At 38.2% G+C, this 16,762-nt stretch carries 13 protein-coding genes and 1 rRNA gene; 8 read left to right on the top strand and 6 right to left on the bottom strand.

What is annotated here, in order from left to right:
- The first annotated feature begins 38 nt into the window (after positions 1-38).
- Genes sufC through sufB form a run of 5 tightly spaced genes read left to right on the top strand, consistent with a single transcriptional unit; the run spans position 39 to position 5,200 of the window.
- The gene (sufC, locus tag I588_RS06740; protein WP_010755802.1) at positions 39-809 is read left to right on the top strand and encodes a Fe-S cluster assembly ATPase SufC; all 771 of its coding nucleotides are present in this window, start codon (positions 39-41) and stop codon (positions 807-809) included.
- A gap of 12 nt (positions 810-821) precedes the next feature.
- On the top strand, positions 822-2,099 hold the full coding sequence (sufD, locus tag I588_RS06735) for a Fe-S cluster assembly protein SufD (RefSeq protein ID WP_010755803.1): 1,278 nt from the start codon (positions 822-824) through the stop codon (positions 2,097-2,099).
- Positions 2,099-3,334, top strand: a complete 1,236-nt coding sequence (locus tag I588_RS06730) for a cysteine desulfurase (protein WP_010755804.1) — start codon at positions 2,099-2,101, stop codon at positions 3,332-3,334. Before sufD ends, I588_RS06730 begins: the two co-directional genes overlap by 1 nt.
- On the top strand, positions 3,321-3,794 hold the full coding sequence (gene sufU / locus I588_RS06725; RefSeq protein ID WP_010755805.1) for a Fe-S cluster assembly sulfur transfer protein SufU: 474 nt from the start codon (positions 3,321-3,323) through the stop codon (positions 3,792-3,794). The genes I588_RS06730 and sufU overlap by 14 nt, the downstream gene beginning before the upstream one ends.
- 11 nt (positions 3,795-3,805) lie before the next feature.
- Positions 3,806-5,200, top strand: coding sequence for a Fe-S cluster assembly protein SufB (gene sufB / locus I588_RS06720; RefSeq protein WP_010755806.1), 1,395 nt, complete (start codon positions 3,806-3,808; stop codon positions 5,198-5,200).
- A gap of 378 nt (positions 5,201-5,578) precedes the next feature.
- Here the strand turns inward: sufB and I588_RS06715 are convergent, their stop codons facing one another.
- From I588_RS06715 to I588_RS06690, 6 genes are all read right to left on the bottom strand, one after another.
- Positions 5,579-6,739, bottom strand: coding sequence for a hypothetical protein (locus I588_RS06715; RefSeq protein WP_010755807.1), 1,161 nt, complete (start codon positions 6,737-6,739; stop codon positions 5,579-5,581).
- Between the two features lie 413 nt (positions 6,740-7,152).
- Positions 7,153-8,004 (bottom strand): MurR/RpiR family transcriptional regulator, encoded by an 852-nt coding sequence (locus tag I588_RS06710; RefSeq protein ID WP_010755808.1) that lies wholly within the window; start codon positions 8,002-8,004, stop codon positions 7,153-7,155.
- 161 nt (positions 8,005-8,165) lie between these two features.
- A complete protein-coding gene (locus I588_RS06705; RefSeq protein WP_010755809.1) occupies positions 8,166-8,957 on the bottom strand; it encodes a metallophosphoesterase in 792 nt (263 codons plus the stop codon).
- A gap of 72 nt (positions 8,958-9,029) precedes the next feature.
- On the bottom strand, positions 9,030-10,049 hold the full coding sequence (locus I588_RS06700) for a LacI family DNA-binding transcriptional regulator (RefSeq protein ID WP_010755810.1): 1,020 nt from the start codon (positions 10,047-10,049) through the stop codon (positions 9,030-9,032).
- 20 nt (positions 10,050-10,069) lie between these two features.
- On the bottom strand, positions 10,070-10,732 hold the full coding sequence (pgmB, locus tag I588_RS06695) for a beta-phosphoglucomutase (RefSeq protein WP_010755811.1): 663 nt from the start codon (positions 10,730-10,732) through the stop codon (positions 10,070-10,072).
- A 1-nt stretch (position 10,733) separates the two neighbouring features.
- The gene (locus I588_RS06690; RefSeq protein ID WP_010755812.1) at positions 10,734-13,013 is read right to left on the bottom strand and encodes a glycoside hydrolase family 65 protein; all 2,280 of its coding nucleotides are present in this window, start codon (positions 13,011-13,013) and stop codon (positions 10,734-10,736) included.
- A gap of 202 nt (positions 13,014-13,215) precedes the next feature.
- Here I588_RS06690 and I588_RS06685 point away from each other — a divergent pair, with 202 nt between their 5' ends.
- The 3 genes from I588_RS06685 to I588_RS27245 form a co-directional block, all read left to right on the top strand.
- The gene (locus I588_RS06685) at positions 13,216-15,399 is read left to right on the top strand and encodes a PTS transporter subunit IIBC (RefSeq protein WP_010755813.1); all 2,184 of its coding nucleotides are present in this window, start codon (positions 13,216-13,218) and stop codon (positions 15,397-15,399) included.
- Between the two features lie 14 nt (positions 15,400-15,413).
- Positions 15,414-16,244, top strand: coding sequence for an endonuclease/exonuclease/phosphatase family protein (locus I588_RS06680; protein WP_010755814.1), 831 nt, complete (start codon positions 15,414-15,416; stop codon positions 16,242-16,244).
- 437 nt (positions 16,245-16,681) lie between these two features.
- Positions 16,682-16,762 (top strand): 16S ribosomal RNA (locus I588_RS27245); the annotation flags it as partial.

The raw sequence follows: 16,762 nt of genomic DNA, 5'->3' as shown, positions 1-16,762 counted from the left end.
AATAGGTGAGAACGAAAAAATATTTTGGAGGGAATTTCATGTCTGTTTTAGAGATTAAAGATTTGCATGTATCCATTGAAGATAAAGAAATTTTAAAAGGCGTCAACTTAACGATGAAAACTGGAGAAATCCATGCCATCATGGGGCCAAACGGAACGGGTAAATCAACCCTTTCAGCAGCAATTATGGGAAATCCTAATTACGAAGTTACACAAGGAGAAATCTTGTTTGACGGAACCAATGTTTTGGAATTAGAAGTGGATGAACGGGCACGTTTAGGTTTGTTTTTAGCCATGCAGTACCCTAGCGAAATCCCTGGAATCAGCAATGCTGAATTTATGCGAGCAGCAATGAATGCGGGTCGTGAAGAAGCAGACAAGATTTCAGTCATGAACTTTTTGAAAAAATTAGATGCTAAAATGGAATTGCTGAATATGCCGGAAGAAATGGCGGAACGCTACTTAAACGAAGGCTTTTCTGGCGGCGAAAAGAAACGGAATGAAATTCTTCAATTGTTGATGATTGAACCAACTTTTGCTATTTTGGACGAGATCGATTCAGGATTGGATATTGATGCCTTGAAGGTTGTATCAAAAGGAATCAATGCGATGCGCGGAGATAACTTTGGAGCGTTAATCATCACTCACTATCAACGCCTGTTAAATTATATTGTACCTGACGTGGTTCATATCATGATGGATGGCCGAGTGGTACTAACTGGTGATTCTGAATTGGCAAAACGTCTGGAATCTGAAGGTTATGCTGGTATCTCAGCTGAATTAGGTATTGAATACAAAGAAGAAGTGTAGGAGGCAAGATAAATGACAAAATGGATAGATTATCTTGATGCCGTGAAGTCTTATTCTGCTTCATGGGAAGAACCTCAATGGATGACTGACCTTCGATTGGCTGCTTTGGAAAAGATTGAAGATTTGCCGTTACCGGTCATCGAAAAAGTAAAATTTGCTCGTTGGAATTTGTATAATGTAAAGCCGGAACGTCAATTGGAAGCAGGGACAGTTCCTGATTTTGAACAAATGGCAGACAATCCAATGGTTGTTCAAGCAGGAGATACAACAATATTTGAACAAATTTCACCTGAATTAGTTGAAAAAGGTGTCATTTTTACTGATCTAATGACAGCGATGAAAGAACATTCAGAATTGGTTAAAGAGTATTATATGCAGCAGGCTGTTCCCATGGATGAGAATTCACTGACTGCTTTGCATGCAGCTTTTATGAACAATGGCGTTTTCTTGTATGTTCCTAAAAATGTTGTAATTGAGGAAGCGTTGGAATCGTTGTTCATCCATAATGGCAATGACGACGCGCATTTCTTTAAACATATCCTAATTATTGCTGAAGAAAATAGTGAGTTCTCTTACTTGGAGCGTTTTGATTCTCAAGGTGCTGAGGCTAAAAAGATATCTGGGAATGTCGTGGTAGAAGTTATTGCTAAACCGGGTGCTCGTATTAAGTTCTCAGCAATCGATACTTTAGGCAATAATATGGCAACTTATATGAATCGTCGCGGCTACTTGATGCGAGATTCAATGATCGACTGGGCAATCGGGATTATGAATGATGGTAATGTGATTGCAGATTTTGATTCCGATTTAGTTGGTGAAGGTGCTCATTCTGAAGTAAAAATTGTTGCTATCAGTACGGGTAAGCAAATTCAAGGAATTGATACTCGTGTGACCAACAAAGCACCGCATACGATTGGTCATATTTTACAGCACGGAGTTATTCTAGAAAAATCAACGTTAACCTTTAACGGAATTGGTCATATTTTACGAGGTGCAAAAGGAGCAGATGCACAACAAGAAAGCCGTGTTTTGATGTTGTCGACTAAGTCACGGGGTGATGCCAATCCAATTCTGCTGATTGAAGAAAATGAAGTCACTGCTGGACATGCTGCTAGTGTTGGTCGGGTAGATCCTGATGAATTATTCTATTTAATGAGTCGTGGTCTAGCTAAAGATGAAGCTGAACGTTTGGTCATTCGTGGATTTTTAGGCCCTGTCTTAACTGCTATTCCGGTGAAAGCTGCTCAAGATCAACTGATCGATACGATCGAAGGGAAGTTGAAAAAATAATGATCGATTTTACCAAAGTTCGGGAAGATTTTCCGATTCTTTTTCAAGAAGTAAATGATGAACCGTTAGTCTACTTAGACAATGCAGCGACTACGCAAAAGCCTAAACAAGTATTAGATGCTATGCGCTATTACTATGAAAATGATAATGCCAACGTTCATCGTGGGGTTCATACATTAGCGGAACGGGCTACCGCGAAGTATGAAGGTGCTCGGGAAAAGGCGCGAGCTTTTATCAATGCAAGAGAAACTGCTGAGGTCCTGTTTACCCGGGGAACAACAACTGGGTTAAACTGGTTGTCCCGCAGCTATGGGGATGCTTTCGTAAACGAAGGTGATGAAATTGTCATTTCTTTTATGGAGCATCATTCGAACATTATCCCTTGGCAACAACTGGCAAAGCGTAAAGGTGCTAAACTGCGATATCTTTCTATGGATGAATACGGGGTTATTGATCTGGGAGAAGCGCAGCAGGTGATCAATGAAAGAACAGCGATTGTTTCAGTTGCTCAAGTATCCAATGTTTTAGGTGTGGTTAATCCAATTAGTCAGTTAACAGAGCTTGCTCATGAAAATGGAGCGATCATGATTGTAGACGGTGCTCAATCAACTCCTCACATGAAGGTAGATGTTCAAGCATTAGATTGTGATTTCTTTGCTTTTAGTGGACATAAGATGTGCGGTCCGACTGGAATTGGTGTATTATATGGCAAAAGAACGCTTTTAGAGCAAATGGAACCCGTTGAATTTGGCGGGGAAATGATCGATTTTGTTAATTTGTATGACAGCACGTGGAAAGAACTGCCTTGGAAATTTGAAGCAGGAACACCCAATATTGCTGGTGCCATTGCTTTAGGCTCAGCCATTGATTATTTGACTGCTATTGGGATGGATAATATTCATCAATATGAGCAAGAGCTAGTTGATTACGTGTTGCCTAAGCTGCAGGCTATTGAAGGCCTGACTGTTTATGGGCCGCAGGACGCTGAAAGTCATACAGGTGTTTTATCCTTTAACTTGGAGGGTGTGCATCCTCATGACTTAGCAACCGCCCTTGACATGGAGGGAGTTGCGGTGAGAGCAGGACACCATTGTGCACAGCCTTTGATGAAATACTTGAATTTGCCGGCAACTGCTCGGGCCAGCTTTTATTTCTATAATACAAAAGCTGATGCTGATCGTTTAATTTTTGCTTTAGAAGCCACAAAGGAGTTTTTTAAAAATGGCGCTATCTAGATTAGACAATTTGTATCGTCAAGTAATTTTAGACCATTCATCTCGCCCACATCATTTTGGGAAGCTGAATGAGTCTACCCGTACAATCGAGATGAACAATCCAACCTGTGGTGATGTCATTGAACTAGAACTGTCGGTTAAAGACGGTGTAATCAATGATATTGCATTCTCCGGCAGCGGTTGTTCTATCAGTACAGCCAGTGCATCCATGATGACAGATGCTGTGATCGGAAAAAGTGTTGAAGAAGCAGAACATTTAGCTGTCAGCTTTGCCCAAATGGTTCAAGGCAACCAACTATCTGACGAAGATACTGATGCTTTAGGTGAAGCGGCAATGCTTAGCGGGGTAGCTAAGTTTCCTGCTCGAATCAAGTGCTCTACTTTGGCTTGGAAAGCTTTAGGAAAAGCGTTAACTGATGAAGAGGGAAAAGCGACAGCTGGTCAATTTCATAAAGAATAGGAGCGGGAACTATGACTGTACCTGAACTGCAAGATGAGTACCAATTTGGCTTCCACGACGATGTAAAACCCGTCTTTACGACTGGTGAAGGTTTGTCGGAAGAAGTAATTCGCGAAATCTCCCGCGTTAAAGGAGAACCTGAGTGGATGCTAGAGTTTCGTTTGAAATCTCTGGAAACATTCTACAAACTAGATATGCCTGATTATGGTCCAGATTTAAGTGACCTAGATTTCAATAAAATTAATTATTATATCAAATCAAGCAATAAGCCTGCTCGTGACTGGGACGATGTTCCTGAAGAAATCAAAACAACCTTTGAACGCTTAGGAATTCCTGAAGCAGAACGCGCATACTTAGCAGGTGCTTCGGCCCAGTATGAGTCAGAAGTGGTTTACCATAATATGAAGGATGAATTTGAGAAATTAGGGATCGTCTTTACGGATACCGACTCTGCATTGAAGGAATATCCTGAATTGTTTAAAGAATATTTTGGTACCTTGGTACCGCCATCAGATAATAAATTGGCTGCTTTAAATTCAGCTGCTTGGTCAGGTGGAACCTTTATTTACGTACCAAAAGGGGTTCAAACTGATATTCCAATTCAATCATATTTCCGAATCAATGCAGCCAATACGGGACAATTTGAACGTACCTTGATTATTGTAGATGAAGGCGCCAGCATCAATTATGTTGAAGGCTGTACGGCTCCGACTTATTCGTCAGATAGTCTGCACGCAGCTGTGGTAGAAGTTTTTGTTAAAAAAGATGGCTATTGTCGTTATACGACGATTCAGAATTGGTCCAATAATGTTTACAGTTTAGAAACTAAGAGAGGCCAAGCACAAGAGAATGCTACTATGGAATGGGTCGATGGCAACTTAGGTTCTAAAGTTACTATGAAATACCCGAGTGTTTACATGAATGGTAAAGGCGCTCGTGGTACTATGTTGTCAATCGCTGTTGCTGGAAAGAATATTGTATTAGACAATGGTGCACGAATGATTCATAATGCACCAAATACCTCTAGTTCTATTGTTTCTAAGTCAATTGCGAAGGATGGCGGAGCAGTAGATTATCGTGGAACAGTTCGCTTTACTCGTAATAGTGAAGGCTCATTTAGCCACATTGAGTGTGATACAATTATCATGGATGACATTTCCCGTTCGGATACGATTCCTTACAACGAAATCATGAATGGTAATGTTTCTTTGGAGCATGAGGCCAAGGTTTCTAAAATTTCTGAGGAACAGCTGTATTATCTAATGAGTCGTGGTATTTCGGAACAGGAAGCGACTGAGATGATTGTTATGGGATTTGTTGAACCATTTACGAAGGAATTACCAATGGAATATGCAGTAGAATTAAATCGTCTGATTCAGTTTGAAATGGAAGGATCAGTCGGTTAATCAGTAGAATAAGGTTCTAGATACTGGGAATAATCAGTATTTAGAACCTTTTTACTTCATTTAAAACTAAAGTGTAAAGACTTTATGTAAGAGAAATGAGTTCTATGCTTTTTTTACGTATTCTTGATCAGGTATAAAAGGGAGCAATTATTAGAACCTAATAATTATCAAGGAATGGTAAACTGCGTATTTATTAATGCTCCTCAATAGAAAAATAAAAAAGTGTTCAAATGACTGTTTGCAATGACTAAAGTTGGAGACTAGTCTAACTTTAATCATTGCATTCAGTATTTTGATCACTTACTTGGTTTGAAGTTTAAGTGGATTCAACGCTTAAAGTAAAACGTAAAAGCATTATCAGGGAGTCTCATTTTTGAATTAACAAGACATAAATTGTTCAAACCAATAATCTTTAGAAACCTGATAAGGTTCAATTTCTTTAATTTCATCAGCCATATTTTCTCTTAAAAAACCGTACCAGAAAAGAGAAGCAAAATTGCTGTACATTTCAAACTGTTCATCGTCAACTTCTTCGTCTGTAAAAATGTCTCTTAAAGCTTCCAGTAAAGAAAAAGCATTGGATTTTGCAAAAAACATTTGAGGAAAACGATTAATAATTTGTACTAAGAAGGTCATCATTTGCTCACGATAAATAAACTCGTTTAGCGTTTCATCCTGAGCCAACAGTCTGCGTGCAAAACCTTCTGGAGTTTCAAGGGCTTGCCTTTGCGCGGGATAAAAAGGTGGATCCTCCTTGTCTGCTTCATCGTCCCAACCAGCAGTATCACCTAATTCTTCACTAAACTTCTTATCTAGTCTTTCGAATACCTCATCCATATCTTCGCCAATTTGATCGTGTAAGAAGCTGGTATACCACAAGATTGTATCTTCAGCAGCTTCTTCAGCAGATGTTTTTCTTAAAGCTGCCAAAATAACTTGGTCTGGATCGCTAATAATTGGTGGGGTAGAAATATAGTCTTCTCCAATTGGAACAATCAAAGCGATCACACGAAGCTTTCTGGCTGCTAGGCTTTTTAGGTTTAATGCCTTAAAATTTTTGATTAAATATTTCTGCTGGTCTCTCTCATTAACAAAATAAAATGCATTGTTTTCTTTTATTACAGAAAAAATACTTAGGATAAACTGATCCGGCCATTGCTTGATTGTTTCTATTTGATCGGTAAAAAACTCTTGCAGCCATTCAACACTTTGCTTAAATGCGGATGGATCATTTTTTAATAGATAATATGTTTCTAACAAGTGCTGATATTTTCCCATGTCATGCAATAATTGCTCCTGACCGACATGATAGTTAACAGGTTCAATTAATTCTAATAAGTAACGTTCAAGAAAATTCATTAATTGCTCATCAGATTTATCGAAATGTGTGATATGGTAACGGTGATACAAACAGTCTAAGGCAAGGAAATAAGGATTCTCTCCGTTTTTAAGGAGCGCCTTAGTTTCCTTTTTTAATTTAAATAAAGGAGATTCTTTTAAAAATTGTGCTTTTAACTGTTTTTTTTTCTTCGCTTTCATTGCTAATCTCGCCCTCCGTATAAATAGGAAATCCTACATTTTATATCTATAGTTTACCTTGTATTAAGTAAATAAGATAGTAGATTCTAGTGGAATCATTAGGTATTTTAAACTAAGAAAGCGTTTACTCTCAGTTTTTTTAAACAAAATTTATTTTATGGAACAATTTTTGCGTTGTAATCAAATATTTTTTTAACTTATTAAGGGTGTTATTGAAAGTTTTTTTGCCAATAGTAAAATCAGCTGTAATTACTATATATTGGGGGAGATTTAACAAAAATAACCTCTTGACTACACAATGTAACTTTTAACTAACTTGTTAATAAAATTAGAAAAAGATTAATTTCGGAAAGGGTATTTGATAAAAAAACATCGAAGTGCCGGCTGATTGGCCAAGAACTTCGATGCTTAAATTAGAAATACTTCTGCCGATACGTGTCAATAGCGTGACGTGTATTCAAAATCTTCTTAGCATATTTTTGATTTCTTCTAGTGTACAAATAGAACAATAGATCGATGGTAATAAATTGCGCGATTATCGAATTAGTTGCCGCACTGCGAGCTTCGGCTTCCATCGGTCGAGATGTCTGTAAATGAATATCCGCTAGTTTTGATAAACGGTTCTGACCAAATTGTGTCAAAGCAATAATTGGTATTCCTAAGCTTTTGGCAGTTTCAGCAAATGCAACCATTTCTGGCGTTTTTCCTGAATTCGAAACTAGAAATAGTACGCTATGCTTAGCATTAGTAACCAATTGCGGCAAGAGCAGGTTATAATCTGTTTCGTAAACTACGTTTTTACCAAGGCGAGTCCATTTTTGTGCAAAGTCATCTGCGGCTAAACGTGAGGCACCTATACCAGAAACAAAGCAAAAATTAGCAGATTCAATGAGTTTACAAGTTTCATTGAAAATTTTCTCATTAAAAAGTTCACTTGTTTCGCTAATTGTGAATTGGGCATTCGTTGCTACTTTGTGTTTTAGTACTTGGAAAGGATCATTTGGATCAACATCACTATAACCAGTAATTTCTGCAGGCTGCTTTGTTTCAGCGGAAAGGCTGATTTTAAAAGCTGTTAAACTATTGTACCCCATCTTTTTTGAAAAACGTACAACTGTTGGTGCACTTGATCCTGCACCGGCAGCAATTTCGCTTGCTGTCATATTAGGAATAGACTCCTTATTATCGCAGATGAAGCGATAAATTTTCTTTTCGGCAGCAGACATATCCTTTTTCATGCTGTCCATATGGGAAAGAACGCTCATAATCTACCTCTTTTCCGTTTTTCTTTATTATATCATTTTTTTCACGAGACTACGCCTCAAATTTTAATGATTTATGATGAATGACTATAATTATTTCTATTTTCCGTTGTCGTTTGTTTCGAAATAGCATTCAAACCGCTAAATCATAGAGGGATGAGGTTTCACAAATGAAGATAAAGAATTTCAGGGATAACACGAAACCGTAATGGAGGTCCTGTAGTTCCTAAACCGGTATTTACGATAAGCATCGTTTTATCAGATAGATGATAGGTACCTGCCCAATATTTTTTAGATCCTTGGTTTCGGTAAGTGACTCCAGGAAATCGAAGCTGACCTCCATGACTATGTCCTGCTAAAACCAAATCAAATGCTGATAGGAACTGCACTTGATTCACCTGATCTGGTTCGTGAAGCAATAAAACTGAAAAATCAGCTGGTAGGGGTGTAATTGAATAGTCGGGTTTACCTCCTTGACTATCTTCAATCCCAGAAAGACTAATGGAGTTTACTAACTGTGTTCGATTATCTAAAAGTTTAAAGCCGCTTTCTATTAAGAGGTTTTGTACGTGCTGTTGGCCATCAGATTGATAGTCGTGATTTCCTAGAATAGCAAATTTCCCTTGATTTGCTTGTAAAGCCTTCAACTGTCGGATGATTCCGGAACAATCTTTTTTTCGCCAATAGCGAAAATCTTCTACTAGATCGCCGGTGAATACAATGACATCGGGTGACTGTCGATTAATCGCAGCAACAATTTTTGAAAAACGTTTTGCAGAATAGAACCTTGAGAAATGGACGTCGCTAATATGTGCAATTGTGAAAGAACCCGTGGACTCTTCTGTGATTTTTATTTGTGGTTCCTTTTTCAGACTAAAATGCTTTTCTTTTAAATTAAAGGTTTCATATCGAGCGTACAATATAAAGAGTGCTATACCTAATAGAATAATCAGCATGTTTGTTCCTTCTTTCTATTTGTGCAGTATAGCGAAAAAAGACTGAAGGCCACAAGTTGCGCCTTCAGCTTTTTATTGATTCTTAGGATTTTCGATGACAGTTTCTCTTTGGATCAATTGATGTGGTACAACTAATTGGACACCGTTACTTGGTTGATTTTCGATTTGCTCCATGAGCTTTTGCGTACCTAAACGTCCTAAATCAGATATATCAATGTCAATAGTTGTTAAGTAAGGGTGTACTAAGGTCGCAAAAATTGAATTATTGAAACTGATGATAGATAGATCATCGGGTACCTGATAGCCATAAAGATTCGCTAATTGGATAATTCGCAGAGCAAAAATATCATCGATTACCACTAGAGCTGTTGCTTTTGTTTCCTCAATAATCTCAGGAAAGGTAGCATAATCTTCCGGTTGAATCAAAGTAATGGGTGGATGTGTCGGCAGATTTGCCAGCATAAGCGCTTCTTGATACCCGAAGTAGCGTTCGAAAAAGATTATTTGCTGATTCACGTTTGAGGCAAACAAAATGTTTTTATGTCCCTTTGACAACAAAAATTCGGCAGCTTGCTTACCTAGCAGCTGGTTATCGTTATCGACATAGACAATTTCGGCTTCCTTTTCTGCCGGCCGTCCGATTAAAGTGAAGGGAACCTGCTTTTCGTATAGATATTTTGCTATAGGATCATCTTTTTCTGAATAGGTCAAAATAAATCCGTCCACCTGTTTTTGTCGATGCATCCGTGTGACATTCTCTAATAAACTTTTTGCTGTCGTAGCAGAAGCGACAGCGGTAGTCACCTGAAAATCATGGGCTGTTTCGTTAATAGCATTAATCAACTCTAGATATAGCGGGTTACCGATTCGTTCGCTGGAATCCAATGGCGGAAGTATCACTCCTAAAGAATTGGCTCGTTGTTTACCTAAATTACGAGCGGTAACATTAGGAAAATAGCCCATGTCCTCCATAATCTGGCGAATCTTCTTTTTTGTTTCACTTGAGATACTAGGATGATCGTTAATTACGCGAGAAACGGTAGAAGGAGAGACTCCGGCTTTTTTTGCAACATCTTTTACAGTAACAGTCATGATTCTCTCCCTTCTCTCGGCTACTGTTTTTTCCAGCAGTCGTCTAAAAATTCTAAGGTTAATTCTTTAGTAGATGCTACAAGCGCGATGTCGTGACCTAGCTGTTCGGGTTTTCCTACACCGATTGGTAATGCACCACTGGCTTTGATAGCAGTGATTCCAGCTTGAGCATCTTCAATTCCAATGCATTCATGCGGCGTTAATCCGACAATCTTAGCAGCTTCAATAAAAATATCTGGAGCAGGTTTTCCTGCTTGTACTTTGGCAGGGTCGGCGATGCCGTCAAAATAATTAGTTAACCTCATTTGTTTCAGTAGAAATGGACCATTCTTACTAGCTGATGCTAATGAAATTTTGATTCCTGCTTGTTTTAAATTTTCTAACAGTTCTAAAATACCAGGATATACATCATTTGGCGAGACTTTTTGAATCATCTCTACGTAATTTTTATTTTTTCGAGCAGCTAATTCTACAAATTGCTGAGGTGTAAATTCAGTAGATTTCCCACCGTATTCCAGCATACGTGTAAGTGAATCGTCGCGACTGACTCCTTTTAACTGTTCATTAAATTTGCGGTCAATGGTAATTCCTATTTCAGCTCCCAGTTTTTTCCAAGCTTGATAATGGTACTCAGCGGTGTCTGTAATAACACCATCAAGATCAAAAAGTACGCCCTTAAACATGTTAGCCCTCCTTAATTAGTGGAACAGTCACTTCGTTAACTAACTCCACTGTTTGGTTGTAAATGTCCACGTTAAATGGTGTACCTTCTTTAAGGCTCAATGCAACCTCATCTCCATTCACTGCAACAGCAATTAGACGTCCACGATAATTAATATGGAAAGAATAGCTTTGCCATTTGCTAGGTAAAAATGGTGCGAAGCTTAATTTGTTGTTAAAGGTCTTCATTTGGGCAAAACCTTGGACAATAGCTAGCCAGCTGCCGGTCATAGAGGTGATATGCAGGCCATCTTGTGTATCATTATTGTAGTTATCCAAGTCTAAGCGAGCTGTACGTTGATACATCTCAACCGATTTCTCTTCTTTTCCTAGTTCAGCAGCTAAAACTGCGTGGACGGAAGGGGACAAAGAAGACTCGTGAACTGTCATTGGTTCATAGAATTCAAAGTTTCTTTTCTTTTCCTCTATGCTGAATTGGTCATTAAAGAAATAAATTCCTTGCAAAACATCTGCCTGTTTAATAAAGCAAGAACGCAAAATTTTGTCCCAGGACCATTTTTGATTAAGGGGACGATCCTCTGGCGCAAGATCACTTACTGGCATAAGATCCTTATCTAAGAAAGTATCATGTTGAACAAACACGCCTAGTTCTTTATCCTCTGGTAGGTACATATTTTCGATTATGTCTTGCCATTTGACTTGTTCTTCTTTAGTAATGATAACAGAAGTACTATCCTGATATCGTAAATAGTTTTCCAAGGTATATTTTAGTACCCACCTTGCGATAGTGTTGGTATACCAATTGTTGTTAATGTTGTTTTCATATTCGTTAGGACCAGTCACACCATGAATCATATATTTTTGATTGCGTTTCGAAAAGTGTACCCGGTCAGCCCAAAAGCGTGCGATTTCAGTTAACACTTCTAAGCCTTCTTGTTTCAAATAGTTATCATCACCTGTATAGTTTGTATAATTGTAGATAGCATAAGCGATCGCACCATTCCGATGGATTTCCTCAAAGGTGATCTCCCATTCATTATGGCATTCAATCCCTGTAAAAGTGACCATCGGATAGAGTGCACCTTTTAACCCTTGCTTTTGAGCATTAATTTTTGCTTCTGGCAATTGGTTATGCCGATATTTCAATAGATTTTTAGAGACTTCAGGTTTTGCTAAAGCCAAATACATTGGTACTGCATAGGCCTCAGTATCCCAGTAAGTTGCACCACCATATTTTTCACCAGTGAAACCTTTAGGCCCGATATTTAATCGTTCATCATCGCCGTAATAAGTAGAGAATAGCTGGAAAATATTGTAGCGAATTCCTTGCTGAGCTTCATCGTCACCTTCAATTAATACATCTGCTAATTCCCAACGTTTTGCCCAAGCAGCGCTTTGTTCTTTGTACAGCTCGTCGTAAGTTTGATCATAAGTAGTTAGCAATTCCGCAGCTGCTTCCCGCTGTTTGGCTTCTGGAAGATCTCGACTCGTTAAAATCACTACTCGTTTTTCTACTTCAGCAGCTTCGCCAGCAGTCAAAGTCCATTCGAATTGCTCAGAGACGATTAGTTGATCATCATGTTGCACTTGTGCTTCCAGGGTACCAAGATGCTTCATAGCAGCAGTGATTGAAAATTGTTCAATTCCAAAGTTATTTGGAACAGTTTGAGCAGTCAAAAAACTAATCTCTTCTTTGTGGCCGCGTTCTTTTTCAATCCAAAACATTTCTTCGTAATTGCTGTCTTCGTTTTGGATATTGTTGTCTAAACTAGAAATGATCTTAATGGTTGCATCGCCTGAAAGGCATTCGGCGGTTAATTTAATCACTGCTAATTCTTTCTTGACAATACTCAAAAAGCGTTCAAAAGAAAAGCGGACTTTAGCATCGCCTAACACTACTGTAAACGAGCGGGATAGAACACCGTTTTGCATATTTAGCTCTAACTCGAAATCTACCATTTCCTGTTTAGCTAAATCAACTTCCACTTCATTAATGAAAATTTTCATTTGTAAAAAATCAATTGCGTTAATTACTTTTCCAAAATAATCAGGATAGCCGTTTTTCCACCAGCCGACTCTTGTCTTATCAGGATACCAAATGCCAGCTAAATAGGTTCCTTTATGATGATCTCCACTATAGGTTTCTTCAAAGTTGCCTCGCAGTCCCATATATCCGTTTCCGATACTAGTAAGGGATTCTTGTAAGCGGCGGTTTTGTTTATCTAATGTGGTTGTACGGATTTTCCAAGGGTCAATATCAAATAATCGTTGAATTTGGTTCATGTTCTTCCTCCTAAGCGTGCTTTTTCTTTTATCATATACGCAATCGGTTGCGTTAGTCAAGTAAAAGCTTAAATCTTGACAAAAATCACCATTATAGTAAATAATTAATTTTGTTGGAAGAGTTTACAAAAGTATTTTTGCAGTGTATAATGCAAAACAGCGCAACCGATTGCATTAATAATTTTTTTAAAGGAGAGGTCTTATGAAAGGGATCAAAGGTATTTTTAGTTTTGAGTTTTGGCAAAAGTTCGGTAAAGCATTAATGGTTGTTATTGCAGTAATGCCTGCTGCTGGACTGATGATTAGTATTGGTAAATCATTGCCTATGATTAGTGAGAATTTAGGATGGTTGGTAACGACTGGTAGTGTAATTGAGAATATCGGTTGGGCGGTTATCGGAAATCTTCACGTGTTGTTCGCTTTAGCAATCGGCGGAAGCTGGGCAAAAGAGAAAGCTGGAGGGGCATTTGCAGCTGGTTTGGCATTTATTCTAATTAATCGTATTACAGGAGCAATTTTTGGCGTAACTAGTGAAATGTTAGCGAATCCTGAAGCAATTACGCATACGCTTTTAGGCCAAGAAATTATGGTAGATGGTTATTTCACTAGTGTATTGGAAGCTCCAGCGCTAAATATGGGGGTTTTCGTCGGAATTATTGCAGGTTTTGTTGGTGCGACCGCTTATAATAAATACTATAATTTCAGAAAACTGCCTGAAGTGTTAACCTTTTTTAATGGGAAGCGGTTTGTACCATTTGTAGTCATTTTCCGTTCCGTAATAGTTTCTTTAATTTTAGCGTTAGTATGGCCGGTTATCCAAACGGGAATTAACGAATTTGGTAAATGGATTGCTGAATCACAAGACACAGCACCAATCCTAGCACCATTCTTGTTCGGTACTTTGGAACGATTGCTATTGCCTTTCGGGCTACATCATATGTTAACTATTCCAATTAACTATACAGCTCTTGGTGGAACATATGAAATACTGACTGGAGCTCAGGCAGGACAACAAGTATTTGGACAAGACCCTCTTTGGCTGGCATGGGCAACAGATTTAGTAAACTTACGTGGCGCAGGAGATACTGCACAATATGCACAAGTTTTAGAGCAATGGACACCAGCGCGTTTTAAAGTAGGACAAATGATTGGCTCATCGGGTATTTTGATGGGGCTAACTGTTGCTATGTACCGCAATGTTGATAAAGATAAAGTTAAACAATACAAGTCAATGTACGTTTCAGCAGCAGCAGCGGTATTCTTAACAGGCGTTACGGAACCTTTGGAGTATATGTTTATGTTTGTTGCAGCACCATTGTATGCTGTTTATTCTGTTATTCAAGGAGCCGCATTTGCGATGGCAGACATCATTAATTTGCGAGTTCACTCATTTGGTAACATTGAATTATTGACACGCTTGCCGATGGGATTAAATGCAGGAATCGGCGGTGACTTCTTAAACTTTGTTATTGTTACCATTGTCTTTGGTTTTTTCACTTATTTTGTTGCGAATTTTATGATAAAAAAATTCAATTATGCTACGCCAGGAAGAAATGGTAACTATGAAAATGAAGGGGCAGATGAAGCGACTGCAAGCAACAGTGGAACCGCGGATGCTAATTCTCAAATTGTTCAAATTATTAATCTGCTTGGTGGATCGAACAATATTTCTGATGTTGATGCTTGTATGACTCGACTGCGGGTTTCAGTAAATGATAATCAAAAGGTCGGCAACGAAGCACAATGGAAGAAAGCTGGAGCAATGGGTCTTTTAGTAAAGGATAATGGCGTTCAGGCAGTTTATGGTCCGAAGGCAGATATTCTTAAATCAGATATTCAAGATTTATTAGATTCCGGTGCTGAGATTCCAACTGTTTCGGTAGAAAGCACAACAACTCCTGTTGAAAAAATAGAAACTAATTTTTCTGGAGCGAATACACAGTTAGTCGCACCAGCTGATGGAGAGCTAATCGCGATTGATCAAGTTGAAGATGATGTGTTTTCACAAAAGATGATGGGCGAAGGTTTTGCAATCATCCCTGATAACGGTGAAATTGTAAGCCCGCTGACTGGAAAAGTGACCTCTGTTTTTCCAACAAGACATGCCATTGGTTTAGAAACGTCTAATGGTATTGAAGTATTGATTCATATGGGTATTGATACAGTAGATTTAAAAGGCGGACCGTTTAATATAGTAGTCGACGAGGGACAGATGGTTGAAGCAGGAACGCCTATTGCTAAGGTAAATTTGGCGGAGATTGAGAAAGCTGGTAAGCTAACTACAATGATTGTTATCTTCACTAATGGTGAAAAAATAGAAGCGTATCACTTTGATAAAACTGGACAAGTGAAAAAAGGAGAAAGCATTGGTAGTATTGATAGCTAAGAAGGTGGGGTTTTATGAAGGTATTAACATTAAACACACATAGCTATATGGAAGAGGACCTGGGAAAGCAAATTGAGGTTTTGGCACAAACAATCAAAAAAAATGACTATTATTTAGTTTCGTTACAAGAAGTTAATCAAGGTAGAAACGCTGCCAAAATAACTACCAACAATTATTTTCAGCCTGTATTGAAGCAAAAAGCAATTCGTGAAGACAATTTTATGCTATTACTGGTGAATAGACTGAACGAATTAGGCTGTAATTATTACTGGAGTTGGGTATATAACCATATTGGGTATGACATTTATCATGAAGGGGTAGGGCTTTTATCAAAAAGTCCCCTTGCCTCTTATTCACTGCTTATTTCGGAAAGCGCTGATCCTAAAGATTACCGCACAAGAAATGTCCTAATAAGTAAGACGAATCATCAGGGAAGAGACTTTGTAGTAATTAATGGTCACTTTTCATGGTGGATTTCTTCATCAGAAGGCTTCTCTTATGAGTGGCAACAATTGGAAAACGAAGCAAAAAAAATATCTCTTCCAATGATGATCATGGGGGACTTCAACAATTCTGATGAAGTAGCTGACCAAGGCTACCAATTAATAATGGAAAGTCCTTTAAACTTTTTGGACAGCTATAAGCAGGCTGAGGTTCGTTATGGAAGAGGAACGGTTGAAAAAGCTATTGATGGTTGGCAAAATAATCATACAAGCATTCGAATAGACTATATTTTCAATCAAGCTGCATTCCGTGTAAATAAGTATAAAACTGTATTTGACGGAAAAGATTTGCCGCTAATTAGCGATCATTTAGGGATAGAAGCAGAGATTAACTGGTCTTAGATTAATAGGACCAGTTTTTTTATGAAAAAAATTAGGCAAAGCTGTTGACATTCTCCCTGTATATGATATGATACAAAACGTTGCTGCAAAAAGAAAAAATTCACGAAAATATTCGGAAAACTTTTTGTTGACAAACGTTTTGATAAAAGATATGATATGAAAGTTGCTGATTGATAATTTCATTTTTTCAGAAAAAAGATGAAAAAAGTTCTTGACTAATTATGAAGCAACTGATATGATATAAAAGTTGTTGGAACGACAAGTTTTACAACGGATTGTCAGATTTATCATATAGTAGACCTTTGAAAACTGAACGAATAAAACAAACCAAATGTGTAGGGCGCTTCTATATAATAGAAGCAAACAACATAGCAAGCAATTGCTAGCGAATCAATTTTTAAATTGAGCTGAACAGTCGCAAGACTGTTTCAAACACTTTTTATGAGAGTTTGATCCTGGCTCAGGACGAACGCTGGCGGCGTGCCTAATACATGCAAGTCGAACGCTTTTTCTTTCAT

It is taken from the genome of Enterococcus pallens ATCC BAA-351 (assembly GCF_000407485.1).
GTDB lineage: Bacteria > Bacillota > Bacilli > Lactobacillales > Enterococcaceae > Enterococcus_A > Enterococcus_A pallens.
Note: the sequence above shows the minus strand (reverse complement) of the source record. Positions and strands in the feature narration are given on the sequence as shown.